Genomic DNA, 25,581 nt, shown 5'->3' with positions numbered 1-25,581 from the left:
TGATCATGGGGTTTTTTGTTGTGCGTTAAAAACTTACAGCGGCGCTGGCTGGATGATCTCGACCCAGTACGCATCCGGGTCCTTGATGAAGGCCAGGCTTTTCATGCGGCCATCGGTCAGGCGCTTCTGGAAATCGCAGCCCAATGCTTCGAAGCGTTCGCACGCAGCGACAATATCAGGCACCGAGATGCAGATATGGCCAAAGCCACGTGGATCGGTGTTGCCGTTGTGGTAGGCGAAGTCGGCATCGTTTTCGGTGCCGTGGTTGTGGGTCAGTTCCAGGATGCCCGGAATCGACTTCATCCATTGGGTACGCGCGGCGGCGTCGGCCGGGATCTGGGATTTGTCCACCAGGGCCAGGAAGTACAGGCTGAATTCGGCTTCCGGGAAGTCGCGCTTTTCAACCAGGGAAAACCCCAGGACGCGGGTGTAGAAATCCAGCGACTTGGTGATGTCCTTGACCCGCAGCATGGTGTGGTTGAACACGAAGTTCGAGGTGGCGGTGTCAGGTTGGGCGGTGACGCCCGGAAAGGTGTTCAGTTCGTGCAGGCTCATGGGCCCTCCAGAAAAAAATGAGGCAAACGCGGCTCCAGGTGAGAGGAGCGTTCCCTTGGCTTGCGGCTGGCGTCCGTGCAGCCAGGCCATGATACGCAAGGCCCGTCTGCTGCGCCAAATGAAAAAGCGCGCACGGGTCTTGCGACCAGCCGGTGGCGGGGCTCACACTTTGGCGCTTGAACCTTGGGTATCTTTTGCAATGATCGAATGTCGTACACCGCTGTTGAGCGCTCTGTGTTTGCTGTTGGCCAGCCCCTGGGTGTGGGCGGGCGACCCGGAAATTCATTGGCCCAGCGGCTGGCAGGTGGAGGAAGTGGTGCCCGACGCGGACGCGCCGGCAAGACCGCAGCCGGTTTCGCGGCAGCGTGCGATCAAGAACGATGAAAATGGCAACACATTGATGGTGATGGAGTTGACGGGCACGCCGATCGAGGCCGGGCATAACGTTAATCTTCAGGGCGTATTGCTGGAGATGCGCAAGTCCATCCAGAAAGATTTTGCCCAGGGTGGTTACCAAAGTGTGTGCAGCAAGATGCACTCGACAACACTGAGTCGTCTTGAGGCCGTGGAAACTACGTGTGTGATTACCGAGAATGGACGGCACGTGCTTTCACAAACATTGGTGGGGGCGGTTGATACCGATAAAGCCTATGTTTTTTCATACGCGGGTCAAGCCGAAGCTTACGAAGCCAGCAAGGATGAAGTCAGTTCGGTGCGCGACAGCCTCAAACTTTAAGTGCATTTCATCCGTCGATGTTGAGCAAGGTGAAATGTTATTTAAGTTCGGCTTCGAACCGTTGAATAAAAAAAGCCCCGCATGTGCGGGGCTCTTTGTTAGTGCGTTGTGATCAGCCGCGAAGCCAGGAATCTACAGTGGCGGCGCCATACTGTTCTTTCCAGGCTTTGAGGCCACGGTGGTTACCGCCCTTGGTTTCGATCAGCTCGCCAGTGTGCGGGTTGTGGTAAACCTTGACCACGCGCGCACGGCGCTGTTTTGGTGCGCTGGCGGCGGCAGCGCTGGTCTTGCCCGGGTTTGGATCAAGGATCAGGATGATGTCACGCAGGCCTTTACCGTAGGTTTTCATCAGTCCTTGAAGCTTTTCTTCGAATTCGATTTCTTTCTTCAGGCCGGCGTCGTTCTTCAGGGATTCCAGCTGGGCAAGCTGCTCTTGAAGGGCTTTTTCTGCTGCGCGAAATTCGGCGAGTCTGGACAAAATCTGTACTCCAATAGTGTATTTGGCTGATGTCAACTACAGACAAAGCTATAAGCCAATAGCGTTAAGGCGACTCACAGAAGAAGTCGTCCTGCGAGTTCTGCACAGGCAAGAAAAATTGTAGTAGTTAATCCACCACGAGTAAATCACGTCTTTTGCCTTATTAACACTATTTCAACCCGCTAGTGCATGGCTATTCAATGGCTGGTCAGGTTTTTAATGAATTCATCGCTGGGTAATGGCCTGCCAAACAGGTAACCCTGTAGGAAATCCACACCATGAGCGGCCAGGTATTCGCACTGCTCGGCGGTCTCTACACCTTCTGCAACGATGCCCAAGTCCAGCTTTCCGGACAATTCTATGATGCTGTCCAGAATGTGACTCGATAGTGCATCCGCACCGATCATGGCGACAAAACTCTGGTCGATCTTCAAATAGTCCACATTGAAATTGCGCAAATAACCCAGGCTGGAATGACCGGTACCAAAGTCATCGATAGCAATCATCACGCCCAGTTGATGCAAGGCATCGAACAGTCGACGGGTAATATCCGTGGGCTCGATCAGCTCGCGCTCGGTCAGCTCCAGTACCAAGGTCACCTGGCCCGGTGCGAAGGCAGCGAGAAATTCACGGCAGTCCTCCACCAGCGCAAGGTCGTGGCAATGGCGCGCGGTGATATTCACGCCGATATGGAACCCCGGGCTGAACCGCATCGCGTGGGGCGCCAATTGGGCGGCGGTCTGGCGCAGGAGAGCACGGGTCATTGGCACGATCAGGCCAGAATGTTCGGCCAGCGGGATAAACAGATCGGGCCGGACCAGGCCTTCCTTGGGGTGCTGCCAGCGCATCAGCACTTCGCAACCGGCCCATTCGCGGGTGTCGCCGCGTACCACCGGCTGGAAGTACGGGATGAACTCATTGGCCCCGAGCGCCCGCCGCAGCTCATGGGTTGGCGCCGAGGAACGCTTTTGCAGCCAGTGTGCGAGCAGGCCTGCGAGTACGCCAAAGAACACCACCAGGCTGAACAACGCGGGGTAGCGGGCCTGCATATAACGCCACACCTCACCGGCCGGCATGCCGGCATCCACGCTGTAGTGATAGCGCTCGGACGCCAGATGATGATGGGCCACGGCAAATACCGGGACCGCAGTCTCATGCACGTTGCCATCGGCGCCGAGCCAGTGAGGCCCCACTTGCAGTACAAGCTGCGCATAGCGGCTGATCAGACGCAGGGCGTTGGTCAGGTGATAGCCGTCAATCGAGGCAAACGCCGCTTTGTCCCCGTCGACCAATCGGTAGACCAGCAGCGCGGTGTCCGGCGTAACCGGGTTGCCGTTCATCAACCACAGGCGCCCATCGACGTAGTCATCCGGATTCACCGGCGACTCGTAGTTGCTGCCGAACAGCGAGGTGCAATAGATGTTTTTCTGCCAGGACAAGGTTGTCGCCCGCACAAACGGGCGGCGCGTGACTTGTTCACGCAGCGCCAGTTGCGCGCCACTGTCACACGGTTGTCCGGCCAGTGGCAGCAAGGCCTGGGCGGCGAGGGCGGTATTGTCGAGCATCAGGTCGAATTGGCGTACGGCTTCCTGGGCGGTTTGCGCCGTGCTTTGTTCAAGGGTGCGTTCGGCTTGCCAATACAGGATGGCCACACCCAGCAGGATCGGCAGCAGACCCGACAGCACGCTGATCGAATAGCGGGTGAGGAGCTTTCGCGGGCCTTTGACGGTGAGAGGCATGGGTTCAGGCCTGTTGCTCAGGGGGCTTTACCGGCAGGCCGGTGAGGAATGTATCGATGATAGATGGCCCGCCTGGAATTTGCTCGACCTACCCAGGCTTTGCGCAATCTCGATAAAGGCCAGGGTGGCCGGCGACGACTGCCGCCGATCAAGCACCGCCAGGCCAATCTGGCGCGGCACTCTGGGCGAAAGCGGTCGCCTCACATAGCGCGGATCATGTGCCTGGGGCAGCGAGGCTTCGGCGACGAGGCTCAGCCCGTCCCCGCGGCTGACCGCTTCGAGGGTGCTCAGCAGTTGCGCGCAGCGGTAACGGACCTTTGGCCGCAGTTGGCCGGCGTCGAACAGACGGGTGACCAATTCCGAGGAACCGGCTTCGGTCAGGATAAAGGCATCGTCACACAGGTCCTGCAGGGCCAGTGTGTCTCGCGCAGCCAAGGGATGACCCGCCGGCAGCAGCGCCACCATCTGGTCCTCGAACAAGGCGAAGGTGTCGAAGCGCTCCTGTTCCAGCACCACAAAACCCACGTCGATCCGACGCTCATCAAGCCACTGCAGCACCTGGCGGTCGGGCCCTTCGTCCACATGCACCTCAATCCCCGGATGGGCAGCGCGAAACTCGCTGAGGATGGCCGGCAGCAGGCGAATCGACGCGGTCGGCCCGAACGAGCCGATGCGCAAGGTGCCGCACCGCATGCCACGGGCATCGGCCGCCTCTTGTTGCAGGGTGTTGGCCAGGCCGAGCATGGCACGGGCGCGTCCGAGCAGTTGCTGGCCGATGTCGCTCGGCTCTACCAGCGACTGGTGGCGCCGAAACAGCTCCACACCCAGCTCCTGCTCCAAAGCCTTGATGGCATGGGACACCGCCGATTGGCTGATGCCCAAGCGGTGGGCGGCACTGGTGAAGCCTTGCAGCTCGGCAACCAGTGAGAAGATTTCCAGTTGGGTCAGGGTCATGAGTAAACGCTCATTTTACGATGATCAGGTATTAGCCAAAGAATACGCGAATTCTTCCGTCCCTTGAGTCATCCTCATGCGCCCCACCTCCGATCGCCTGACTTATTGCAAACTCGCCACCGTCACCATGATCTGGGGCGGAACCTTCGTCGCCGGTCGCTTCCTGGCCGACCAGCTCAATCCGCTGCTGGCCGCCAGCCTGCGTTTTATCCTCGCCAGCCTGGCGTTGTTGCTGTTCATGGTCTGCGCGCGTATCCGCCTGACACGCCCGAACCTCCGGCAACTTGCGCAACTGGCGTTATTGGGTTTCTTCGGGATTTTTTTCTACAACCTGTGCTTCTTCTACGGGTTGCAGTACATCAATGCGTCGCGGGCCTCGTTGATCGTGGCGTTGAACCCGGCGGTAATCGGCCTGGCGAGCTGGCTGTTATTCAAGGAGCGGCTCAGCCGGATCAAGCTGTTGGGTATCCTGCTGTGCCTGGTCGGTGCCGGGACGGTCATTGTCAGTCGCAACCCGCAGGTATTGCAGGCCACCGCCGATGCGTGGATCGGCGACCTGCTGATCCTTGGCTGTGTGGCAGGGTGGGGCGTTTATTCGCTGTGTGCCCGTGGGCTCAACCAAAGCCTGGGGCCGTTGCAGACGGTGACCTGGTCGGTGCTGCTGGGTACGTTGATGTTGACCATGACCGCAGTGGCCACGGCAAGCGTCAGCCTGGAAGCGCTTGTTCACTTAGCGATGACCCAGTGGTTGAGCCTGGCCTACCTGGGCGTTTTGGGCTCGGCGCTGGCGTACATCGGTTACTACGATGGCATCCGGCGCATCGGCGCGACGCGCGCCGGCGTGTTTATCGCTCTCAACCCGCTGACGGCAGTGATCTGCGGTGCGCTGCTGCTGGGTGAACAGCTGACCGCGCCGATGCTGGCGGGCGCAAGCGTCATCCTGCTGGGCATTTACCTGTGCAACAAACCCCTTGCACAGGCCAGGGCAATGGGGATTTGATAAGAGTTCGGACAAATACGATTACGCTGTGTAGAATCAATTTACGCATACAAGAATATGAACTTGCGCTCACGCAAGCCTCGGCCGTCAGAGACTGATGTAACCATGAAGCTACTCGGCTCCCCTCTCATCTTTGGTGACTTCCTCGCCCGCAGCGTGCGAGGCCTTTCGTGTGCGCCTCCCTCTGACCTCATCCTTGCTCGCAAATAATCAATTGCTACCCACAAGAATGATGAGGCACCGGCCATGACCGACCAATACGAAAACCCAATGGGCCTGATGGGCTTTGAATTTATCGAATTTGCATCGCCGACCCCAGGCACCCTGGAGCCGATCTTCGAGATCATGGGCTTCACCAAAGTCGCGACCCACCGCTCCAAGAACGTGCAGCTGTTCCGCCAGGGCGAGATCAACCTGATCCTTAATAACGAGCCCAACAGCATCGCCTCCTATTTCGCGGCCGAGCACGGCCCGTCGGTGTGCGGCATGGCGTTCCGCGTCAAGGACTCGCAAAAAGCCTACAACCGCGCGCTGGAACTGGGTGCCCAGCCCATCCATATCGAAACCGGCCCGATGGAACTGAACCTGCCGGCCATCAAGGGCATCGGCGGCGCGCCGCTGTACCTGATCGACCGTTTTGGTGAGGGCAGCTCGATCTATGACATCGACTTCGTCTACCTCGACGGCGTCGAGCGCAACCCGCAGGGCGCCGGCCTCAAGGTCATCGACCACCTGACCCACAACGTCTACCGCGGGCGCATGGCCTACTGGGCCGGCTTCTACGAAAAATTGTTCAACTTCCGTGAAGCGCGTTACTTCGATATCAAGGGCGAATACACCGGCCTGACCTCCAAGGCCATGAGCGCCCCGGACGGCATGATCCGCATCCCGCTGAACGAAGAGTCGTCCAAGGGCGCCGGGCAGATCGAAGAGTTCCTGATGCAGTTCAATGGCGAAGGCATCCAGCACGTGGCGTTCCTTACCGACGACCTGGTCAAGACCTGGGACGCGCTGAAGAAGATCGGCATGCGTTTCATGACTGCGCCGCCGGATACCTACTACGAAATGCTCGAAGGTCGCCTGCCGAACCACGGCGAACCGGTGGATCAGTTGCAGGCGCGTGGCATCCTGCTGGACGGTTCGTCCATTGAGGGCGACAAGCGCCTATTGCTGCAGATTTTCTCGGAAACCCTGATGGGCCCGGTGTTCTTCGAGTTCATCCAGCGCAAGGGCGATGATGGGTTTGGCGAGGGCAACTTCAAGGCGTTGTTCGAGTCGATCGAGCGCGATCAAGTCCGCCGTGGCGTCTTGACCACCGACTGATCCATGTAAGGCCGGGCAGGCTGTCCGGGCGCTTCAGGAGCATGCTCCGTATCGAAAGGTACGGAGCATTTTTTTTGTCTGTCAAACAGCTCCGAAAAGTCTTGTAACGGACATTTCCTCGGGTCTGTGGAACAAAGTTTGACGAGACTCCCACCCATGGATGACGCAAGAGCTGATCTTCTCCTGTGTCGAAATTATGCGTTTCGCGACCCCAAATTTTAAGGAAAGGCAGATTATGAAAAAACAGACTCTGGCGGCTGCAGTACTGGCTTTATGCGGCTTCGCTGCCAGCTCCGCTTATGCGGCAGACGGCACCATCACGATCACTGGCTCGGTCAGTGGCAGCACCTGCACCATCAGCGGCGGTACCGGAGCCTCGCCAGGTTCAGGTGCCAACTTTCCGGTAGTGCTTGATCGCGTGCAAACCTCGTCCCTCAGGGCAGCAGGCGATACGGCCGGCAGCAAGCGCTACTTTGTCTATGTGGGCGGCTCGGGCGGGTGCCCGAACGGGACCAAGGTCGCCGTACGTTATGAGCCGACCAGCCCTGGCATCAACCCGGCAACCGGCAACCTGCGTAATACCGCCACGGCAACACCCGCCTCGCGGGTAGAGGTACAAATTCTCGATGGCGCTTCCAACACGCCAATGGACTTGCGCACAGGTAATAACTCGACCGTTGCCACCGTGACCAATGGTCTGGCGACCTTGCCGTTTTACGCACGCTACATCGCCAACGGCGGAGCGGCAGGCGCGGGTAATGTCACCAGCAGCGTGCAGTACTCGGTCACCTTTCCTTGATGCAGCCTCGCTGATGACCATTGCGTTTGTTGCCTGAGATCCTCGCTCGACCCAGCGGTCGGGCGCAGGACAACTGTTTTCAAGGATTACCCGATGCAGGATTTACTGATGTTCTTAAGTCATCGCGTGGTGTCGGTCGCGTTGAGCCTGGCCTTGGGGATAGCCTCGCATGGGGCGCAGGCGGGGGTAGTTATCGACGGTACGCGACAGATTTACCCCGAGCAGCGACGCGAGGTCACCATTCGAGTGACCAATGATGACAAACACGCACCCCGCCTGGTCCAGGCCTGGCTGGACGCAGGTGACCCCGAGGCCGCGCCGACACTGAGCGATGTGCCTTTCGTGATGTCTCCCCCGGTATTTCGCCTGGACGCCGGCAAAAGCCAGTCCATGCGCTTGTCCTACACCAAGGCACCGTTGCCTGCGGATAGAGAATCGCTGTTCTGGTTGAACGTCCTTGAAGTACCTGGCGCTACCAGTGAGTTTGATCCCACGCTTGAAGACAGCCAGCGGAATCACTTCAAGTTCGCGTTCCGTATCCGCACCAAAGTGTTTTTTCGCCCGGCGCAGTTATCTGGAACACCCGAGGAGGCGCCAGGGCTGCTGCGCTGGTCCCTGGAGCAGGTCGGCCAGGACAACGTGATACAGGTGCACAACCCATCGGCGTATCACGTCACCTTCAACGACATTGCCCTGCTTATGGGCTCCCATCCCGGCGCGGAAAAATTATCCCTGCCGGAAGGAATGGTGGCGCCGGGAGGCACGTTGAAGGTGCCGGTACCGAACGCCGCGCAGGTAATACCCGCCGATGCACGGGTGAATTTCACCTATATCAACGATTTCGGCGGCTTTTCATCGGCGCAGCCTGCTGTCTTGCATCGCTGAACGCGCCCCCGGAACGTTGCTGATGGCAAGCAAACGTAAATTTCCCAGCGTCCACTGAAGTCATAACTATGCCTAGTCACATCCAAGTACGGGTGCATCGTTGCGCCCCGATTTTGCCATTCCAGCATCGCAAGATGATGTTGGGCGGTTTGATGAGTGCGGCCGTAATCGCAAGCGATACCGCGCTTGCGTCTGAGTTGAGCTTTGATCTGAATGCATTCTCCAGTGGCCTGGCGTCGTCGGTTGACATGTCACGGTTCAATACCGGCAACCAGATGAGTCCTGGCATATATCGTATAGATATCGTGGTCAACGGCCAGGCGTTGGGGCGCAGGGAGGTGGAGTTCGTCGCAGCCCATGCAAAGGCCGGCGCGCAGCCGTGCTTGAGCCGCGAAGTATTGGAAAAAATCGGTATCGCGATGGATAAGGTCGATACCGATGCCCGTACGCGTGAACTCGCGAACCCTGCCGCAGCCGGCCAGTATTGCGGCGACCTGGGGCAGTGGATTCCGATGGCGTCCAGCACGTTCGATCCAGGTGCACTCGAGTTGGCCGCCAGCGTGCCGCAGGCCTATATGAAGCGTTCCATGCGTGGCTACATTGACCCCGAGTCGTTTGATGAGGGAATTGCCGCCGGGTTGCTCAATTACAACTTCAGTACCAGTGCGGTCACTGCCGGTGAAGGTGACGGTCGCACCTACCTGGGCCTCAACGCCGGTATCAATCTGGGTGCCTGGCGCCTGCGGCACCAGGGGGCCCAGAGCTGGAACAATCGCACAGGCTTTGAGACCTATCAGAACACGGCCACCTATGTGCAACGCAGCATCATCCCCTGGCAGTCACAACTGACCCTCGGAGACACCTTCAGCAACGGACAGATTGTCGACGGGGTACGTCTGCGGGGCGTAACCCTGGCCACCGACGACCGCATGCGCCCGCAGACGCAGCAAGGCTACGCACCACAGGTACGCGGTGTCGCCGACAGTAATGCAACGGTCACGATCAGTCAGAACGGCTACACCATTTATGAGACCACCGTGGCGCCTGGTCCCTTTGTCATCAGTGATCTGCATGCCACGGGTTATGGCGGTGATTTGATCGTCAGCGTGACGGAAGTCGACGGGCGTCGAAACACCTTCGTCGTGCCGTATTCGGTGGCCCCGGAGTTACTGCGGGCCGACACGACAAAATACAGCGCCACCTTGGGTGAGGTGCAGCAAAAGGGCATCGATGCCAAGGGCGCGAACGTCTTTCAAGGCACTCTGCAACACGGCTTGACCGATGATCTGACGGTGTATGGCGGCGGCAGTCTTTCCAAAGGCTATGAGCAGGGAAAGGTCGGTGTTGCGTTAAATACGTCCATCGGTGCCTTCTCGCTGGACGGCGCTACCTCGCATACCAAGGTAGCTGATCATGGACGCCTGTCCGGCCAAAGCCTGGGCGTGGGCTACAACAAAAGTCTGCCCACCTCGGGTACGCATTTTGCGCTGGGTGCCTACCGGTTCTCTACAGAGGGTTACCTGAACCTTCCGGATGCATTGAATGTGCGTGAAATCGCTCGCCAGTCCGGTGATGTCAACGGTTATGCCCGGCAAAAAAGCCGGCTTGACCTGACCATCAGCCAGCAGTTGGGCATCGGCACCTTGAGCCTGTACGGCAGCTCTGTCGACTATTGGGGCGGGCAGGAAGGGCGCCAGGTTTCATTCACCGCGAGCTACGGCTCGACCTGGAAAAAGCTCAACTGGAACCTCTCGGCGCAACGCTCCAGGGTCCAGGACACGCGGCAACTGACCCAAAGCGAGCTCAGTGACGATGTGTTTTTCGGGCGTATCGGCCAACCTGGGCGCATCGATAACCGCTACATGCTCACGCTGTCAATGCCGCTGGGGAGCGAGCCGAGGTCGCCGACGATGAATACTTCGTTGTCCCGGGATACCGGCGATACACGGGGCAGCCAGCAGCAGGTGGGCATCAACGGCTTCCTGGGCGAGAACGCCGAGTTCGACTACGGTGTTTCTGCCAGCCGCGCGACCAGTGAGAGCACGAGTTCCAGCCAGTTCAACACCTATGCCGGCTATCGTACCGATGCCTCCCACCTGCGCGCCGGATATGGCCAGAGCCGCGATAGCTCGCAGCTTTCGTTTGGCGCCGACGGAGGGGTGGTCGTTCACGCCGATGGTGTGGCGTTTTCGCAAAGCCTGGGTGAAGCCTCGGCGCTGGTGCATGTGCCAGGAGCAGAAGGTGCCCGGCTTGGCGGTGGCAGCGGTACACGGGTCAACGGCAAGGGATACGCCGTCGTGCCCAATCTGACGGCGTTCCAGAACAATGTGGTGGAGATCGATCCGGAAGGCATGTCGCTGGATGTGGAGCTTCAGGAATCGACTCGCAACGTCGTACCGACGTCGGGCGCGGTATCAATGGTCAAGTTTGACACGGTCAACGGCCGGGCGGTGGTGGTCAAGGGCGTCCGCGAGAATGGAAACCCGCTGCCATTTGCCGCACAGGTATTTGATGCGCAAGGGCGTGAGGTCGGCGTGGTGGGGCAGGGCAGTAAAGCCTTCGTCCGGGACATCCCTCAGGAAGGTCGCCTGACCGTCAAGTGGGGCAGCAAAATCGCCGAGCAGTGCGACATCCACTACCACATGCCGTCGACCACCACGGGCCAGCGACAGGTCACTACCGATTTCATGCAAGGGGTATGTGTGGCGAGCCAGCCTCGCCAGGTGGCGGGGCAGCCATGAGCGAGCGCCGATTCATGACTGATGCGATGCGTGACTTATCCAATCTCACAGAGGTGTTGTTTTCATGACTAGGTTTTCACTTGTCAGCATGGTGCTGGGAGGATGGATGGTGGCGCTGGAAGCTCAAGCGATCGTCTGCGCCCCAGGCTCGTCGGTGAATATTTCCGTTCCCCCGATCACCGTTGCGGCGGGGCAACAGATCGGGCAAGTGATTGGAGCCGCCAGCGGCTATCGCTTTGACAGCCTTCCAGGATCCGCGCTTCGGTGTACCGAACGCATTGCTATCGGGGCACAGGCCAGGCTGGCTCTGGTCAATAGCACGCCGACGGGCCGAACATTTTCAGCTAACGGGCTTTCAATGCCGGTGTACGCCACCAATGTACCTGGGGTCGGGTTTGCCTTGATGGCAAGGGACCCGAACCGACCGTTTGCAGCCATCAACACCGCAGGTGTCACACTGATTGTTGGAGATGCCAGAGCAAGGCCCATTATCCTTGGGCTTGATACCCGAATTTATTTTGTAGCCACAGGCGCCATAACGGGTGGCACGATCACCGCCAGAAACCTTGCAAGGTATACCGTCACCGGCACGCCCATCAGCGGCGCTGGTTATTACGCAGTGAACTTCTCCAACGTCACTATCAATGCGCCCCGCAAACCCACCTGCAGCGTCACGACGCCTTCGGTTGCGATGCCTATGCCGGCCGTGGCTGCGCGTGATTTTCGCGGTGTGGGCAGCTTCGCCGGCAGCGTGACCCGCAACATCACACTGTCATGCACGGGCGGTACCGCCGGTGCGACGCGTGACGTATTTATAACGGTGACAGACCAGACCACGCCGGCCAATCGCAGCGATGTGTTGTCCCTGACCCGTACCTCTGTGGCCAGCGGCGTTGCTCTGCAATTGCTACGTGGGAACACGCTGGTGCGCTACGGCGCTGACTCCACGACCATTGGGAACCCGAACCAGTGGCTGGTCGGCACAACCGGCAATGCGACCGTGCAGATCCCTTTGACCGCACGTTATATCCAAACGGGGTCATCGATTCGTCCCGGCAGCGCAAACGGGCTGGCGTCATTCACAATGAGCTACCGATGAGCATCGCGCTGTGGGGTAGGGGCCTGGGCGTGCTGATGAGTTTGCAGGCGATCGCCGTGCAGGCCGAAATCGTGATTGACCGTACACGTGTCATCTACCCGGTCGCCGCGCGCGCGGTGGTGGTCAATCTGCACAATGAGGCTGACAGTCCGCGCCTGGTGCAAGCGTGGATCGATCTCGGCGACGCCGCGGCGGCGCCCGAGGACAGTGATGTGCCGTTCACGATTACGCCACCCATCGCGCGTATGAATGCGAGCACCGGGCGCGCCTTGCGGATCATGCATTATCAAACGCCGAAGCCGGTGGCTGACCGGGAGTCCGTGTACTGGCTGAACGTGCTGGCAATCAGGCCGAGCGTTGAAGCACCCGATGAAACCAACGCCCTGCAATTTGCCTTTCGTACGCGGATCAAGCTTTTCCTCAGGCCTGCCGAACTGCCAGCACAGGTGCAGGACGCGGCTCATGCGCTTCAATGGTCCTTAAGCTGCGGGGGCGACACGGGGTTGGAGGTGCTTAACCCCACGCCGTATCACGTGACCTTGTCCGGTGTGGTACTGACACTCAGCGCAGTGGAGCATCGCAGCGAAGAACCGCCGATGGTTGCGCCCTATGCGACTGCCCGGGTTGCGATGCCCGGGTTGCCTCGCGAGGGCCTGTCCGGCGCGCAATTGCAGTTCACCACCTTGGACGATGATGGGGCCACTCAACACCATCAGGTACTGTTGCAGTTTGTCGATTGTTCATCGGTCAAGCCCGGCGCTGTCGCACCAAATGCTTGAACCCTTCGAACACCAGCACCATGACCGCGATCCAGATCGGGATGTAGGTCAACCATTCGCCCGCCTTGATGCCTTCACCCAGCAGCAGCGCCACCACCAGCAACAGCGCCGGCTCGACATAACTGAGCAGCCCGAACAGGCTGAACGCCAGCAGGCGGCTGGCGATGATATAGCTGACCAGCGCCGAGGCGCTGATCAGGCCCAGCATCGGGATCAACCCATACAGCTTGGGGTGGGCATCCATTACCGCGAAGCCCTGTTCGCCGCTTTGCACAAACCACCAGGCCACCGGCAGCATCAGCGCCATGTCCAGCCACAGCCCGCCCAGATGGTCGGTCTTGAGGTATTTGCGCACGATGAAGTACAACGGGTAACCGATGATGACCACCAGCGTCGCCCAGGAGAACCCACCGGCCTGGAACAACTCGTTGAGTACCCCAAGGCCCGCAAAAAACACCGCGATCTTTTGCAGGTAGGAAAGCTGTTCGCCCCACACCAGGCGCCCGGTGAGCACCATGGTCAGCGGCAGCAGGAAGTAACCCACCGACACATCCAGGCTGCGCCCGTTCAGCGGCGCCCACATGAACAACCACAACTGCACGCCCAGCAAGGCCGACGACAGCACCACGCCGCCGATCAGCCGAGGCTTGGCTGCCAGCACTTGCAGCAATTCCCACACCCGGCGCCACTCGCCGCTGACGATCATGAACACCGTCATGCACGGCATAGTCAGCAGCATGCGCCAGCCGAAAATTTCCAGGCCGCTCAATGGCGTCAGCAATGACGTGAAGTAATACATCACGGCAAACAACACCGAGGCCGACACCGATAACACAACACCTTTAGACACGCTGCCCTCGCGAAAACCGATTTCAAAACAGTAGGGGGAATTTCAAGAGCGGATTATGGTGCTTTTGACGCGAGAGGGTTGCGCTGTTTTGGGGCGTTTTTCAGGAAAATTTCTCGCTGCCGCGGTCTGGGTTTGCTTGGTAGCGGCAGTCGGCTTGTTGTTGTGGCGAGCGGGCTTGCCACCAGTAAGCCCGCTCCGCAACCATCGCTTGGTCAATCCGCCTAAACGCGCGTCACCCGGCCCGAGACAAAATGGCCCACATCATTGAACCCCGGCGTGGACGAATGCCCCGGTGTCACCAGCGAATCGATAAACGCCTCATCCTCAGGCGTGATCTTCACGTCCAGCGCCCCGGTATAGGCATCCCACTGCGCTTCGGTGCGCGGCCCGACAATCGCCGAACTCACCGCCGAGTTGTTCAGCACCCAGGCGATGGCAAATTCGACGATTCCCACGCCACGCCCTTGGGTGTACTGCTGAATCTGCTGGGCAATGCGCAGCGACTCCATGCGCCATTCGGTTTCCAGGATGCGCTTGTCCTGGCGGGCTGCACGGCTGCCGGCTTCGGGCGTGGCATCCGGCGCGTATTTACCGCTGAGTACGCCACGGGCGAGTGGGCTGTAGGGCACCACGCCCAGGCCGTACGCGGCAGCAGCGGTGATCTGTTCCACCTCGGCCTGGCGATTGACGATGTTGTACAGCGGTTGGCTGATCACCGGTTTGTCCACGCCCAGGCGTTCGGCGATGCGGATCACCTCGGCAATCCGCCAGCCGCGATAGTTGGACAGGCCCCAGTAACGGATCTTGCCCTGGCGGATCAGGTCGCCGATGGCCGATACCGTCACCTCCAGTGGGGTGTTGTGATCTTCGCGGTGCAGGTAGTAGATGTCGAGGTAGTCGGTATCGAGGCGGGTGAGGCTGGCTTCCAGCGCGTTGAAGATGCGCTTGCGGCTCAGGCCACTGCGGTTGGGCAGGCCCTCCGTGGGGCCAATGGCAACTTTCGACGCCACCACCCAATCCTGACGATGGCGAGCGATGGCTTCGCCGACGATCTCCTCGGAGCGCCCGCCGGTGTAGACGTCCGCCGTGTCGATAAAGTTGATGCCCTGGTCCCAGGCCTTGTCGATGATGCGCAGCGAGTCCTCGGTGTTGGTCTGCTCGCCAAACATCATGGTGCCCAGGGTCAAGGCGCTGACCTTCAAACCGGACTGGCCCAATGTGCGGTAAATCATGCAAAGCTCCTTGCGGCTGTGAGACGTGCCCTATGCAATACCAGACTCGCAGGCTCTGGAACAAGCCCTGCGCGCGTTTCTTCATGTACTCAGCAAGGCCTGGCAGCGCACTTGTAGAAACCGGTGCAGCACTTTCACCCGTTCCGACACTTGCAGGCGATGCGGGCACATCAGGTTGAACGGCGTGGGTTCTCCCTGCCAGTCCGGCAACAGTTGCACCAGCCGTCCGGCCTTGAGGTCCCGGGCGATGTCGAGGTTGGCTTTGTAGGCAATACCGTGGCCGGCCAGTGCCCAGCGCCGCACAATTTCTCCGTCATCGCTCAGGTAGTCGCCCGTCACCTCGACTTCCTGCAACGTGGTGCCTTGGCGAAAGTACCAAGTGCTGTTGGCCCGGCCCTGGCGCATGTACCGCAGCGTGTTGTGCTGCGCCAAGTCCGCCGGCGTGCGTGGCGTGCCGTGGCGCGCCAGGTAGTCGGGGCTGGCGCAGGGAATGCGTTGGTGGTCGGGCACCACCGGCAGCGCCACCAGGCTGGAGTCCCGGGGGACGCCGAAACGCAGGGCGATGTCGACGGTGTCGCGGAACAGGTCGGCATTGCTGTCGTTGAGCAGCAATTGCAGACGGATATTCGGGTGTTCCTGCTTGAACTCATCCAGCCAGCCCAGGACCACATTGCGCCCGAAGTCCGAGGGCGCGGCCAATTGCAACAGGCCGGTCAAGCCCTGGCTCTGCTGCTTGAGCGCTTGCTCGCCGTCGGCCAATGCGGCAAGGGCCTCGCGCACACTGTCGAGGTAACGCCGACCTTCTTCGGTCAGGCGCATGCTACGCGTGGAACGTGCCAGCAGGCGAATACCCAGGCGGGTTTCCAGGCGCTTGAGGGCGATGCTGGCGGCGGCTGGCGTCAAGCCCAGGCCACGTGCAGCGGCAGACAGGCTGCCGGTGTCGGCGGTGCGCGCAAAGACTTCAAGGTCGAGGATTGAGCTCATTTGTAAAAATCCTTTAAAGATCTTGTCGTTTTACCGGGATTTTTCGCCGATTGCCAAGCTGGGAAGATGAACGCTCACTTTCTCACCCAGGACACTTCTCCATGACTTCTCCCCTCAACGGTAAAACGGTCATCGTGATCGGCGGCAGCAGCGGGATCGGCGCAGCCGTGGCCAGGGCCGCTGCTGCACGCGGTGCTCAGGTGGTGTTGGCGGGGCGGCGCCTATCGTCGGGCCGCGACAACGGGCTGCGCAGCGAGCCAGTGGACGTCACCGACCCCGCCTCCCTGCAACGCTTGTTCGAAACCGTCGGGCGATTTGACCATCTGGTGTACACCTCCGGCCCCTCGGTGCGCGCCAAGACCTTGATCGAAACCGATCTGGACGAGGCCCAGGACAACTTCAACGTAAAACTTTGGGGCGCGTTGCGGGCGATCCAGCAGGCGCTGCCTTTCCTTGACGAGCGCGGCAGCATCAGCCTGACCTCCGGGCAACTGGGGCGCAAATTGGTGCCGGGCCAGTTCATCAAAGTCGGTATCAACGCGGCCACTGAAGCCCTGGGCAAGCAGTTGGCCAAGGAGCTGGCTCCGCGACGCGTCAACGTGGTGAGCCCCGGTGTGATTGATACCCCGGCGTATGCGGGGTTGGCCGAGGACCAGCGCCTGGCGATGTTTGCCAAGGCGGGTGGCGCGTTGCCGGTGGGGCGCGTGGGGCAGGCAGAGGAAGTGGCAGCGGGGTATGTGCTCGCCATGGAAAATGGCTACATGACCGGTGCTGTCATTGATATAGACGGCGGCGGCCTTCTGTAGACGCGGACTAAATGTGGGAGCGGCAAGCCCGCTCCCACATGCAATGCGTTATACCTTCAAGGTCCGTGTCATCCGCAACGCCAACACACTACCCGCCACAATCACCGCCGCCAGCAGGTACAGCGCCACATCCGTGGAGCCGGTGGCGTCCTTCACAAAACCGACGATATACGGGCTGAGAAAGCCGGCCATCTGGCCCATGGAGTTGATCAGCGCCAGGCCACCAGCCGCTGCGCCTGCGCTGAGCATGGCGGTCGGTACCGGCCAGAACATCGGCAGGCCGGTGAGGGCGCCCATGGTGGCGATGGTCAGACCGAGGATGGCGATGGCTGGCGTGGTGGCGAAGTTCACGGCGATCACCAGGCCGATGGCGCCCATCAACATCGGCACGACCAGATGCCAGCGACGCTCCTTGCGCAAGTCCGCCGAGCGGCCTACCAGCAACATGAAGACGGCGGCCAGCAGATATGGAATCGCACTGAGCCAACCGATCACCAGGTTATCGCTGAAGCCCAGGTTCTTGATGATCGATGGCAGCCAGAAGTTGATGGCATACACGCCGCTCTGGATGCAGAAGTAGATCAGGCCGAACGCCCAGATCGCCGGGTTCTTGAACACTTCGCCGAGTGAATCGGTGGTGGTTTTCGGCTTGTTCGCCAGGTCGGTGGCCTGGTCGGCTTCCAGCACTGCGCGCTCGTGGGGCTTGAGCCACTTGGCGTGGGCAAAGCTGTCGCTGAGCAGGAAGTAGGCGAGGGCGCCGAGGATCACGGTCGGGATGCCTTGCAGCAGGAACATCCACTGCCAGCCGGCCAAGCCGCCCTGGCCGGCGGCGAAGTGGTTGAGGATCCAGCCGGAAAACGGGCTGCCGAGCAAACCGGATACCGGGATTGCCGACATGAACAGCGCCATGATCCGCCCACGGCGGAACGTCGGGAACCACTGCGAGAGGTACAGCACCACTCCGGGGAAGAAGCCGGCTTCGGCCGCACCGGTAAACAGGCGCAAGGTGTAGAAGTGCGTCGGCGTGGTGACGAACAGCAGGCAGGTGGACAGCGTGCCCCAGACGATCATCATCAACGCAATCCAGCGCCGTGGACCGAACTTGGTCAGCGCCAGGTTGCTCGGCACGCCACACAGCACGTAGCCGATAAAGAAGATCCCGGCACCCAGGCCGTACACGGTTTCGCTGAATTTCAGCGCATCGAGCATCTGCAACTTGGCAAAGCCAACGTTGACCCGGTCGAGGTAGTTGAACAGATAGCAGATGAAAATGAAGGGGATCAAGCGCAGGGTAACGCGCTTGTAGATGGCGTTTTTATCGTCATCGGTGGCCAGTGTGACAGCGGCGCTCTGTGACATGGGAATCTCTCTTTATTATGATTTTTTGCGATGCGAGGGTAACGTTGATCGCCCAACGAGTCTCGGCCACGTGGCGGGGTGCTGTCTTTGTGCTTGCGCACAGTGATGCATACGTTGCGCTGTGCCGATGAACAACCACGCTTTTAAGGGCTTCTTTCAAGGAGACGGCCGCATGTTCGAGCTGGATCATGACCTGGCGCAGGATATTGTCGATAGGACCATGGCAATCCTGCCCTACAACGTCAATGTCATGGACAGTCAGGGCCTGATCCTCGGCAGCGGTGAGCCCGAGCGAGTCAATACCCGCCACGAAGGCGCACAATTGGTGTTGGCCAATGGTCGCGTGGTCGAAATCGACGGGCAGACCGCCAAGCACCTCAAGGGCGTACAGCCGGGCATCAACCTGCCGCTGATGCACGATCAGCGCTTGATTGGCGTGCTGGGCATCACCGGCGAGCCCGAGCTGTTGCGCACCTATGCGGAACTGGTGCGCATGACCGCCGAAATGCTCGTCAGCCACCGCCACCAGCAAGCCGAGCAGCAATGGCGACGCCAGCGCTGTGATGATCTGTTGGCGTTGCTCCTCGCCGACAGCGGCGATTCACCACGCCTGGTCGACGAAGCCCAGCAATTGGGCCTCAAGCCGCAGCTGGCACGCACGCCGTACCTGTTCGAACTGGGGCCAGGCCAATCGGCTGAGGCCTTGAACACCTGGCTGACCTCGCGCTATCCGGACAGTTGGTGCGTGAGCTCCGCGCAGTTCTCGCTGCTGTGGTGCCGACCGGCGACGCACCAGGTGGACAATCCACGGCTGCTGGAAAAGCTCCAGGGCCTGGGCTGGAATATCCTGCGGGTGGCGGTCGGCGGGCAGGCGGATGGCCTGGCCGGATTGCGCCGTTGCTATCGTCGCGTCGGTGACTTGCTGGCCTACGGTCGCGACGTGCTGCCGCAGTCGCGGCTGTTGACCCTCAACCGCTACCGCCTGCCCGTGATGCTCTGGCGTCATCGCAACGACGATGCCCTCGACGAGTTGCTCAACCCATTGCGCAAGGTGCTGGCCAAGGACGGTAACGGCCAACTCCTGGCCACGCTGCGCAGTTGGTGTGAACACGACGGGCAAAGCCAGGCCTGTGCCGACGCCCTCGGCATTCACCGCAACAGCCTGCGTTATCGTATGGAGCGCATCGCCGAACTCAGCGGCGTCGACCCGTTGACCCTGGATGGCATGCTGGCGCTGTACCTCGGCGTGCAGCTGTTGCCCCAGGCTTTGTCGGAATGAACAACAAACCTTACCCGTACTTGTGCATCGGACCGGCGTCATCGGCGGTGCCAACTGGCAGCATGGGCGTCATAAAAACCGGAGAAAGCCCATGAAAATCATCATCGCCCCTGACTCGTTCAAGGACAGCCAGAGTGCCGAGGGCGTCGCCCAGGCCATTGCCGCAGGGTTGGCGCAAGTCTGGCCGGATGCACAGGTGATCCAGTGCCCGATGGCGGACGGTGGTGAAGGCACGGTGGACGCGGTGCTCGCCGCCTGTAACGGCCAACTGCGCCGCCAGGCGGTGCGTGGGCCTCTGGGCGGTACGGTTGAAGCACGTTGGGGCTGGCTGGCCGACAGCCACACCGCGATCATCGAAATGGCCGAAGCCAGCGGATTGCAATTGGTACCGCCAGGCCAGCGCGATGCGTGCACCAGCAGCACCTACGGCACCGGCGAGCTGATTCGCGCGGCCCTGGACCTGGGTGCCCAGCGCATCATTCTGGCGATTGGCGGCAGCGCCACCAACGACGGCGGCGCGGGGGCGATGCAGGCCCTCGGCGTGCAACTGTTCGACGCCGCGGAACAGGCCTTGCCACCCGGAGGCCTGGCCTTGTCACGGCTGGCGCATATCAACCTGGAACAACTCGACCCGCGCCTGGCCCAGGTACGCTTTGAAATCGCCGCCGATGTGAACAACCCGCTGTGCGGCCCCCACGGCGCCTCGGCGATTTTCGGCCCGCAAAAAGGCGCCAACCCCGAGCAGGTGCAACAACTGGACGCTGCCCTCGGCCACTTCGCCGATCACTGCGCCAACGTCCTGCCCAAGGACGTGCGCGACGAACCCGGCAGCGGCGCCGCCGGCGGCCTGGGGTTTGCCGCCAAGGCGTTCCTCGGCGCGCAGTTCCGCGCGGGCGTGGAAGTCGTCGCCGAACTGGTGGGACTTGACGAGGCCATACGCGGTGCCGACCTGGTCATCACCGGCGAAGGCCGCTTCGACGCCCAGACCCTGCGCGGCAAAACCCCCTTCGGCGTGGCCCGAATCGCCCAGCAACACGGCGTCCCGGTGATCGTCATCGCCGGCACCCTGGGCGACGGATACGAGCAGATGTATGCCCATGGCGTGGATGCAGCGTTTGCCGTGCCGTCTGGTCCGATGAGCCTGGAACAGGCCTGCAGCGAGGCACCACGTTTGCTGCGCGAACGCGCGGCGGATATTGCGCGGGTGTGGCGCGTCGCTGCGCGGGGTTGATAGAGGCAGCCCTTGGCGTCGTGACAGATCTGTCGATAATTACTATGATCCGTGCTTACTTTGAAGACTGGCTGACCTGGCCGGGCACGTTGGAAGCCGATCATGCAGATCAAGCGTTTTACTCTCGTCAATTTTCGCGGCATCGAGCACATGGAACTCGACTTCGAGGGTAAGAAGACTGTCGCTTTGGTGGGCGTCAATGGGGTGGGCAAGTCTTCGATTCTGGATGCGTTGGCGATTACGCTTTCGAATTTGACAGCGCGGATTGTTAATCAAGCTTCGAAGTCCAGGGCCATATCAAAAGATGACATAAAAGTCGGTGCTGAATACACAAGATTGAAGGTTGTTGTCGGATTCCAAGATGAGCGTGATGTCGACTGGGCAATAGCCCTCAACCGAAAATCAGGAAAACATCCCAAGGAACGTAGTAGTGATTTGGCTTTGCTGAAAGAGACTGCGGCGTCTTTTGAGATCAGTGCCATACATTACGAACTCGTTGCTGACAAACCTATTCAACTGCCCCTTGCCGTTTATTACGACGTTCATCGGGCTGTTTTAGATGTTCCTTTACGTGTTCGTGAGCGTTTGGTGAACACAATCGATGAAGGCTATGACGACGCACTTGGTCATGGCGGGGCAGACTTCAAAAGATTTTTCATCTGGTTTCGCAATCAGGAAGATCTCGAAAATGAAATTAGTCGAGATCTGCCAGGATTTCGTGACCATGAGCTTTCAGCCGTTCGGCGAGCAATTGAAATATTCACAGGATTCAAGGACGTTCGAGTACGTCGTAAGCCAACACTTAGAATGACGATTCTCAAAGGTAACCTCGAATTCAACGTCCTGCAGCTTTCTGATGGGGAGAAATGCTTGCTGGCAATGGTTGGCGATTTGGCTCGAAGACTTACATTGTTAAATCGCGAAGTGCCTGACCCATTGGAGGGCAAAGGTGTCGTCCTTATCGACGAATTGGATCTTCACCTCCATCCGGGTTGGCAGCGTACTGTTGTGGCCAAGTTGGAACGAACATTCCCCAACTGCCAATTCATCATCACCACCCATTCACCACAAATCTTGGGTGAGCTTCCTGCTGAGGCCGTGATGCTGCTCAAGGAGGGCAAGTATCTCGGTCATCCGGAACGTTCGCTGGGCCTTCGAAGTGGTGAGGTCATAGAGGAGCTGATGGGGGAGTTGGCCCAAAACCAAAATGTCAGCCAGCAGCTCAGAACAATCTACCGTGACCTTGACGATGATGATCTTGAGTCCGCACAGGCCAATCTCACCCAATTGCGCGAAAAGGTCGGCAAAATCCCAGATGTCCTTGAAGCCCAAGCCAGTATTGACTCTCTGAGGTCGCTAGAAGAGGGCGGCGCGCGAGGTCTATCAAAAAAGGCGCCGAACCAAGGGCGCTCATTGAATGGAAAAGAGAAAACCGCAATACGCCGCACAACCTCTACTACGGCAAGGGAAGCAGCTTCCCGAGTGAGCACGTCCGTCAGGCACTCTTGAAGGAGCAGTTCCATTTGTGCGCCTACACCTTGCGACGGTTGCCCACCGCGACTGAATGTCAGGCAAAGGAGCAGGGCACACAGTTCAGTTGCCATATTGAGCACGTCCTTCCACAAACGCATCACGAGGCTGACAGCATCGCCTACGACAATTTGGTGGCGTGTTATCCATCCAGCCAAACCAAGATGGCTTGTGGTTACGGTGCTGTGGAAAAAGCCGACTACGATGTAGCCAGAAAACCCTTCGTCTCTCCGCTTTCAGCCAATGTCGAGCGTCACTTTCTATATTCCAGTGATGGCTACGTAGAAGGTCTGACGCCTGATGCTGTTGCCACCGTCGAGGTACTTAAACTCAACCACCCAACGCTGGTAAACGACAGGGCCGCCGTTATTAGAGGTCGATTGCGACCCCGTGGCACTCCGATCACTGCCGCCGCTGCCCGGCGTCTGGCGGACGAAGTTAATTCACCCGATGCCCAGCATTGCCTCCCCGAATACTGCCAGGCACTCAAACAAAAGGCTGAACGTCACGCACAGCGCCTCGAAAAGTACGCAGCCCGTGTTCGCGGCCAAGCCAGGCCCTGAGTACTACCGTATTAAACAGTGAACATGGGACAATCCGCGCCTTTTTTCGACACGGAGAGTCCCCATGCGACGCCCCATACTCTTGGCTCTGCTGCTGACCGGCACCGCCACTCCTGCCTTCGCTCAACCGCCTGCTGAAACCGTGCCGCTGTTACGGGAAATCAAGAACTGGGTCACCGGTTGCGACAACCTGCGCAATTGCCATGCCCTGAGCGCGCCCAGTGGCGTTGATGAAGAAGACTACAGCTCCCTGACCTTGCATGTCTGGCACCAGGCCGGGCCCGAAGGGTACCTGCGCCTGCGCTTCGATCATCGCGGCGAAGCGTTGGACCTGTCGACCTTGCTGTTGGACGGTCAACCGCTGGGCCTGGAGTTGACGCGGGATCTGCACGTCGAGCTGGACGATCAGGGCGGCGATCCCGAGGTGAAGTCTTACGGCGTGATCGAGGACGCAGCGGCGCGGCGCTGGTTGCAGCGTTTGCGCAATGGCCAGCGCTTGCAATTGCCGGGCGATGAGCAGGCGCACGTGTCGCTGAGCGGCCTGAGCGCTTCGCTGCTGTTGATGGATGCGGTGCAGGGGCGGGTGGATAACGTGACGGCCCTGGCACGCCCCGGAAAAGCTCCGGCCAGTGAGGTGCCGCGACGCTTGCCGACGCCAGTGTTGCGCAAGTTCCCTGCGCCGCCAACGCTGACCCCGCAAGAACAGGCGGGCCTGGTGGCCGCTGCATTGCAGGCCGTCACGCCGGAGGAGGGGGAGCCCGAGGCAAAGGTCGGGGCGCTGACGGCGCAACAGGCGATGACGGTGGTGCGTTACGATTGCGCAGCCTACAACTGTGAGTTCGACGTGGTCAGTCGCCAGCGTCAGGCGCCCTATGCCCAAACGCCGATGACACTGGAGCCCTTGCCGTTGGATGGCGCGGCGCTGCAAGGCTCGGTGGGGTATGACGAAGCCACCGGCACCCTGAGTTATTTCTACAAGCAGCGCGGGATCGGTGACTGTGGCGGCGGTGGCGTCTGGGTGTTTGACGGCAAGGCGTTCCAGCTCAGTGAGTTTCATGTGATGCCGCGCTGCACGGGCGTGGGTTATGGCGATTGGCCGTCTTTGTGGACGACCGCGCCGGCACCCTAGCCAGGGGGCGGGCATGGCCTCTACACTGGCCGGCCACTTGTTTTTCAAAGGATGAAACGCAATGCACACGCCTGAACCCCACATCGTGATCCAGCGCTTTACCGAAGCCCACCTTGAAGGTGTCGCGGCGCTCTATAACGAACCGGCTGTGTGCCGGCAGGTGCTGCAGATGCCGTTCCAGTCGATCGAGGCCTGGCGCAAACGCCTGGTGATGGACAACGAGCGGCGCCTGCAACTGGTGGCGGTGCACGGCGGTGAGGTGATCGGCCAACTGGGCCTGGAACAGTACCTGCGTGTGCGCCAGGCCCATGTCGGTTCGTTCGGCATGGGCGTGGCGACGGCCTGGCAGGGGAAGGGCGTGGGCTCGCGGCTGTTGACGGCCGCGCTGGACGTGGCCGACAACTGGATGAACCTGCACCGGGTGGAACTCACGGTGTACGCCGACAACGAAGCCGCGCACCACCTGTACCGCAAGTTCGGCTTCGAGGTTGAAGGGCGCTTGCGTGACTACGCCCTGCGCGACGGGGTGTTCGTCGACACCCTGAGCATGGCGCGTCTGCGCAAGTCGGCTTAATCCTCCAGCGCAAACGCCACCGCAGCCTGCGCATGCAGCTCGGTGGTGTCCAGCAGCGGCAGGTCGCTGTGTTCGGGTTTGACCAACAGGCTGATTTCCGTGCAACCGAGGATGACCGCCTGGGCACCCCGCGCGGCCAGGGCGTCGATGACCCGCAGGTAGACCTGGCGTGACGCCTCGCTGATCACGCCGACGCACAATTCCTCATAGATGATCCGGTGCACGGCGCGGCGCTCGTCTGCGTCCGGCACCAGCACGGTGAGACCCTGGGCGGCCAGGCGTGACGTGAGAAAATCCTGCTCCATGGTGAACGCGGTGCCGAGCAAGCCGACCGTCAGGGTGCCGGCTGCCACCGCCGCCGCAGCGGCCGCATCGGCGATATGCAGGAAGGGAATCGACACCGCCGCCTCGATACGCGGCGCCACCAAATGCATGGTGTTGGTACACAGCACCACACACTCGGCGCCGCCCGCCTGCAAACGGCGCGCAGCGTCTTCCAGGATCAGCGCGGCGTCATCCCAACGCCCGGCGTGCTGGGCCTGTTCCACCGGGCCGAAGTCCACGCTGTACATCAACACTTGTGCCGAGCGCAGGGGGCCGAGCTGGTCACGCACACGCTGGTTGATGATGCGGTAGTACTCGGCGCTGGACTCCCAGCTCATGCCGCCGATAAGGCCGATGGTGCGCATGTGATGCTCCTGACAGGGAAGGTCGCTTCACCTTACCCATCGAAAGCCGATTCGTCATACGCAGTTGCCAACCTATTCACCAGAGCAGTTCAAAAAGCGGTGATTACCAATCACTGCTTTCCTGCCGAGCTGACTCGTCTATACCTGTAAGAAATGACAGTATATTTTGAGTCAATGCACGTATCTAATCCGCATGGATGAGGGACCAATACACCTGTCCACTATGCGGGGGTTTTTCTGGGGCAAATTCCGACAATTCTCATTTCT

General features: G+C 60.3%; 24 protein-coding genes. 15 read left to right on the top strand and 9 right to left on the bottom strand.

Annotated features, from left to right (window positions below):
- Window positions 1–33: 33 nt before the first annotated feature.
- On the bottom strand, window positions 34–555 hold the full coding sequence (gene gloA / locus AB1462_RS18410; RefSeq protein WP_053129696.1) for a lactoylglutathione lyase: 522 nt from the start codon (window positions 553–555) through the stop codon (window positions 34–36).
- A 199-nt stretch (window positions 556–754) separates the two neighbouring features.
- On the opposite strand from gloA, the gene AB1462_RS18405 reads away from it, so the two are divergent.
- Complete coding sequence (locus AB1462_RS18405; protein ID WP_090403996.1) at window positions 755–1,291, top strand: DUF4946 domain-containing protein; 537 nt, start codon at window positions 755–757, stop codon at window positions 1,289–1,291.
- A gap of 112 nt (window positions 1,292–1,403) precedes the next feature.
- Here AB1462_RS18405 and AB1462_RS18400 read toward each other — a convergent pair whose 3' ends face one another.
- The 3 genes from AB1462_RS18400 to AB1462_RS18390 all read right to left on the bottom strand — a co-directional run bounded on the left by AB1462_RS18400 (window position 1,404) and on the right by AB1462_RS18390 (window position 4,462).
- Window positions 1,404–1,769 carry a histone-like nucleoid-structuring protein, MvaT/MvaU family gene (locus AB1462_RS18400; RefSeq protein ID WP_027606583.1) on the bottom strand — a complete coding sequence of 122 codons (366 nt, stop codon included), beginning with the start codon at window positions 1,767–1,769 and terminating at the stop codon, window positions 1,404–1,406.
- A gap of 197 nt (window positions 1,770–1,966) precedes the next feature.
- Window positions 1,967–3,508 carry an EAL domain-containing protein gene (locus AB1462_RS18395; protein WP_090403998.1) on the bottom strand — a complete coding sequence of 514 codons (1,542 nt, stop codon included), beginning with the start codon at window positions 3,506–3,508 and terminating at the stop codon, window positions 1,967–1,969.
- 27 nt (window positions 3,509–3,535) lie between these two features.
- Window positions 3,536–4,462, bottom strand: coding sequence for a LysR family transcriptional regulator (locus AB1462_RS18390; protein WP_367247565.1), 927 nt, complete (start codon window positions 4,460–4,462; stop codon window positions 3,536–3,538).
- Window positions 4,463–4,538: 76 nt separating this feature from the next.
- Here AB1462_RS18390 and AB1462_RS18385 point away from each other — a divergent pair, with 76 nt between their 5' ends.
- The 7 genes from AB1462_RS18385 (at window position 4,539) to AB1462_RS18355 (ending at window position 13,088) form a co-directional block, all read left to right on the top strand.
- The gene (locus tag AB1462_RS18385) at window positions 4,539–5,462 is read left to right on the top strand and encodes an EamA family transporter (protein ID WP_259191112.1); all 924 of its coding nucleotides are present in this window, start codon (window positions 4,539–4,541) and stop codon (window positions 5,460–5,462) included.
- Window positions 5,463–5,708: 246 nt separating this feature from the next.
- Window positions 5,709–6,785 (top strand): 4-hydroxyphenylpyruvate dioxygenase, encoded by a 1,077-nt coding sequence (gene hppD, locus AB1462_RS18380; protein WP_090404003.1) that lies wholly within the window; start codon window positions 5,709–5,711, stop codon window positions 6,783–6,785.
- A 235-nt stretch (window positions 6,786–7,020) separates the two neighbouring features.
- Complete coding sequence (locus tag AB1462_RS18375; protein WP_259191111.1) at window positions 7,021–7,584, top strand: fimbrial protein; 564 nt, start codon at window positions 7,021–7,023, stop codon at window positions 7,582–7,584.
- 108 nt (window positions 7,585–7,692) lie between these two features.
- A complete protein-coding gene (locus AB1462_RS18370; RefSeq protein ID WP_367247563.1) occupies window positions 7,693–8,469 on the top strand; it encodes a molecular chaperone in 777 nt (258 codons plus the stop codon).
- Between the two features lie 152 nt (window positions 8,470–8,621).
- A complete protein-coding gene (locus tag AB1462_RS18365; protein ID WP_367247561.1) occupies window positions 8,622–11,210 on the top strand; it encodes a fimbria/pilus outer membrane usher protein in 2,589 nt (862 codons plus the stop codon).
- A 64-nt stretch (window positions 11,211–11,274) separates the two neighbouring features.
- Window positions 11,275–12,309 carry a fimbrial protein gene (locus AB1462_RS18360; protein ID WP_259191107.1) on the top strand — a complete coding sequence of 345 codons (1,035 nt, stop codon included), beginning with the start codon at window positions 11,275–11,277 and terminating at the stop codon, window positions 12,307–12,309.
- Complete coding sequence (locus tag AB1462_RS18355; protein WP_367247560.1) at window positions 12,306–13,088, top strand: molecular chaperone; 783 nt, start codon at window positions 12,306–12,308, stop codon at window positions 13,086–13,088. Before AB1462_RS18360 ends, AB1462_RS18355 begins: the two co-directional genes overlap by 4 nt.
- Here AB1462_RS18355 and rarD read toward each other — a convergent pair.
- The 3 genes from rarD to AB1462_RS18340 form a co-directional block, all read right to left on the bottom strand.
- On the bottom strand, window positions 13,057–13,938 hold the full coding sequence (rarD, locus tag AB1462_RS18350; RefSeq protein WP_090404011.1) for an EamA family transporter RarD: 882 nt from the start codon (window positions 13,936–13,938) through the stop codon (window positions 13,057–13,059). The genes AB1462_RS18355 and rarD overlap by 32 nt on opposite strands.
- A gap of 221 nt (window positions 13,939–14,159) precedes the next feature.
- The gene (locus tag AB1462_RS18345; RefSeq protein WP_367247558.1) at window positions 14,160–15,170 is read right to left on the bottom strand and encodes an aldo/keto reductase; all 1,011 of its coding nucleotides are present in this window, start codon (window positions 15,168–15,170) and stop codon (window positions 14,160–14,162) included.
- A gap of 81 nt (window positions 15,171–15,251) precedes the next feature.
- Window positions 15,252–16,154, bottom strand: a complete 903-nt coding sequence (locus tag AB1462_RS18340) for a LysR family transcriptional regulator (RefSeq protein WP_090404015.1) — start codon at window positions 16,152–16,154, stop codon at window positions 15,252–15,254.
- A gap of 101 nt (window positions 16,155–16,255) precedes the next feature.
- On the opposite strand from AB1462_RS18340, the gene AB1462_RS18335 reads away from it, so the two are divergent.
- Window positions 16,256–16,960: an SDR family oxidoreductase gene (locus AB1462_RS18335; protein ID WP_367247556.1), complete on the top strand. Its 705-nt coding sequence runs from the start codon at window positions 16,256–16,258 to the stop codon at window positions 16,958–16,960.
- 48 nt (window positions 16,961–17,008) lie between these two features.
- Here AB1462_RS18335 and AB1462_RS18330 read toward each other — a convergent pair whose 3' ends face one another.
- Entirely contained in the window at window positions 17,009–18,319 is a 1,311-nt protein-coding gene (locus AB1462_RS18330; protein ID WP_090404019.1) for an MFS transporter, read from the bottom strand.
- Between the two features lie 172 nt (window positions 18,320–18,491).
- On the opposite strand from AB1462_RS18330, the gene AB1462_RS18325 reads away from it, so the two are divergent.
- From AB1462_RS18325 to AB1462_RS18300, 6 genes are all read left to right on the top strand, one after another.
- Window positions 18,492–19,598 (top strand): sugar diacid recognition domain-containing protein, encoded by a 1,107-nt coding sequence (locus AB1462_RS18325; RefSeq protein ID WP_090404021.1) that lies wholly within the window; start codon window positions 18,492–18,494, stop codon window positions 19,596–19,598.
- Window positions 19,599–19,689: 91 nt separating this feature from the next.
- Complete coding sequence (locus tag AB1462_RS18320) at window positions 19,690–20,829, top strand: glycerate kinase (RefSeq protein WP_367247554.1); 1,140 nt, start codon at window positions 19,690–19,692, stop codon at window positions 20,827–20,829.
- Between the two features lie 102 nt (window positions 20,830–20,931).
- Complete coding sequence (locus tag AB1462_RS18315) at window positions 20,932–22,338, top strand: AAA family ATPase (protein ID WP_367247552.1); 1,407 nt, start codon at window positions 20,932–20,934, stop codon at window positions 22,336–22,338.
- Between the two features lie 14 nt (window positions 22,339–22,352).
- Window positions 22,353–22,922 carry a hypothetical protein gene (locus AB1462_RS18310; protein WP_367247551.1) on the top strand — a complete coding sequence of 190 codons (570 nt, stop codon included), beginning with the start codon at window positions 22,353–22,355 and terminating at the stop codon, window positions 22,920–22,922.
- Window positions 22,923–22,986: 64 nt separating this feature from the next.
- On the top strand, window positions 22,987–24,051 hold the full coding sequence (locus AB1462_RS18305) for a DUF1176 domain-containing protein (RefSeq protein ID WP_367247550.1): 1,065 nt from the start codon (window positions 22,987–22,989) through the stop codon (window positions 24,049–24,051).
- A 61-nt stretch (window positions 24,052–24,112) separates the two neighbouring features.
- Window positions 24,113–24,625, top strand: a complete 513-nt coding sequence (locus tag AB1462_RS18300; RefSeq protein ID WP_315336081.1) for a GNAT family N-acetyltransferase — start codon at window positions 24,113–24,115, stop codon at window positions 24,623–24,625.
- Here AB1462_RS18300 and AB1462_RS18295 read toward each other — a convergent pair.
- Complete coding sequence (locus tag AB1462_RS18295; protein ID WP_090404028.1) at window positions 24,622–25,314, bottom strand: aspartate/glutamate racemase family protein; 693 nt, start codon at window positions 25,312–25,314, stop codon at window positions 24,622–24,624. The two genes, AB1462_RS18300 and AB1462_RS18295, sit on opposite strands and share 4 nt — an antisense overlap.
- Window positions 25,315–25,581 lie beyond the last annotated feature (267 nt).

It is taken from the genome of Pseudomonas sp. SB113, assembly GCF_040754745.1.
Classification (GTDB): Bacteria; Pseudomonadota; Gammaproteobacteria; order Pseudomonadales; family Pseudomonadaceae; genus Aquipseudomonas; species Aquipseudomonas grimontii.
The sequence above is the reverse complement of the archived record's forward strand: the minus strand, read 5'-3'. Positions and strand labels throughout refer to the sequence as shown.

Coding starts and splice junctions, on each gene's coding strand:
- AB1462_RS18340 (WP_090404015.1), bottom strand. CDS start 16,154: ATGAGCTCAATCCTCGACCTTGAAGTCTTTGCGCGCACCGCCGACACC.
- AB1462_RS18305 (WP_367247550.1), top strand. CDS start 22,987: ATGCGACGCCCCATACTCTTGGCTCTGCTGCTGACCGGCACCGCCACT.
- AB1462_RS18315 (WP_367247552.1), top strand. CDS start 20,932: ATGCAGATCAAGCGTTTTACTCTCGTCAATTTTCGCGGCATCGAGCAC.
- AB1462_RS18300 (WP_315336081.1), top strand. CDS start 24,113: ATGCACACGCCTGAACCCCACATCGTGATCCAGCGCTTTACCGAAGCC.
- AB1462_RS18405 (WP_090403996.1), top strand. CDS start 755: ATGATCGAATGTCGTACACCGCTGTTGAGCGCTCTGTGTTTGCTGTTG.
- AB1462_RS18295 (WP_090404028.1), bottom strand. CDS start 25,314: ATGCGCACCATCGGCCTTATCGGCGGCATGAGCTGGGAGTCCAGCGCC.
- AB1462_RS18325 (WP_090404021.1), top strand. CDS start 18,492: ATGTTCGAGCTGGATCATGACCTGGCGCAGGATATTGTCGATAGGACC.
- AB1462_RS18345 (WP_367247558.1), bottom strand. CDS start 15,170: ATGATTTACCGCACATTGGGCCAGTCCGGTTTGAAGGTCAGCGCCTTG.
- AB1462_RS18330 (WP_090404019.1), bottom strand. CDS start 18,319: ATGTCACAGAGCGCCGCTGTCACACTGGCCACCGATGACGATAAAAAC.
- AB1462_RS18335 (WP_367247556.1), top strand. CDS start 16,256: ATGACTTCTCCCCTCAACGGTAAAACGGTCATCGTGATCGGCGGCAGC.
- AB1462_RS18360 (WP_259191107.1), top strand. CDS start 11,275: ATGACTAGGTTTTCACTTGTCAGCATGGTGCTGGGAGGATGGATGGTG.
- AB1462_RS18320 (WP_367247554.1), top strand. CDS start 19,690: ATGAAAATCATCATCGCCCCTGACTCGTTCAAGGACAGCCAGAGTGCC.
- AB1462_RS18355 (WP_367247560.1), top strand. CDS start 12,306: ATGAGCATCGCGCTGTGGGGTAGGGGCCTGGGCGTGCTGATGAGTTTG.
- AB1462_RS18395 (WP_090403998.1), bottom strand. CDS start 3,508: ATGCCTCTCACCGTCAAAGGCCCGCGAAAGCTCCTCACCCGCTATTCG.
- AB1462_RS18375 (WP_259191111.1), top strand. CDS start 7,021: ATGAAAAAACAGACTCTGGCGGCTGCAGTACTGGCTTTATGCGGCTTC.
- AB1462_RS18370 (WP_367247563.1), top strand. CDS start 7,693: ATGTTCTTAAGTCATCGCGTGGTGTCGGTCGCGTTGAGCCTGGCCTTG.
- AB1462_RS18365 (WP_367247561.1), top strand. CDS start 8,622: ATGAGTGCGGCCGTAATCGCAAGCGATACCGCGCTTGCGTCTGAGTTG.
- gloA (WP_053129696.1), bottom strand. CDS start 555: ATGAGCCTGCACGAACTGAACACCTTTCCGGGCGTCACCGCCCAACCT.
- AB1462_RS18385 (WP_259191112.1), top strand. CDS start 4,539: ATGCGCCCCACCTCCGATCGCCTGACTTATTGCAAACTCGCCACCGTC.
- AB1462_RS18390 (WP_367247565.1), bottom strand. CDS start 4,462: ATGACCCTGACCCAACTGGAAATCTTCTCACTGGTTGCCGAGCTGCAA.
- hppD (WP_090404003.1), top strand. CDS start 5,709: ATGACCGACCAATACGAAAACCCAATGGGCCTGATGGGCTTTGAATTT.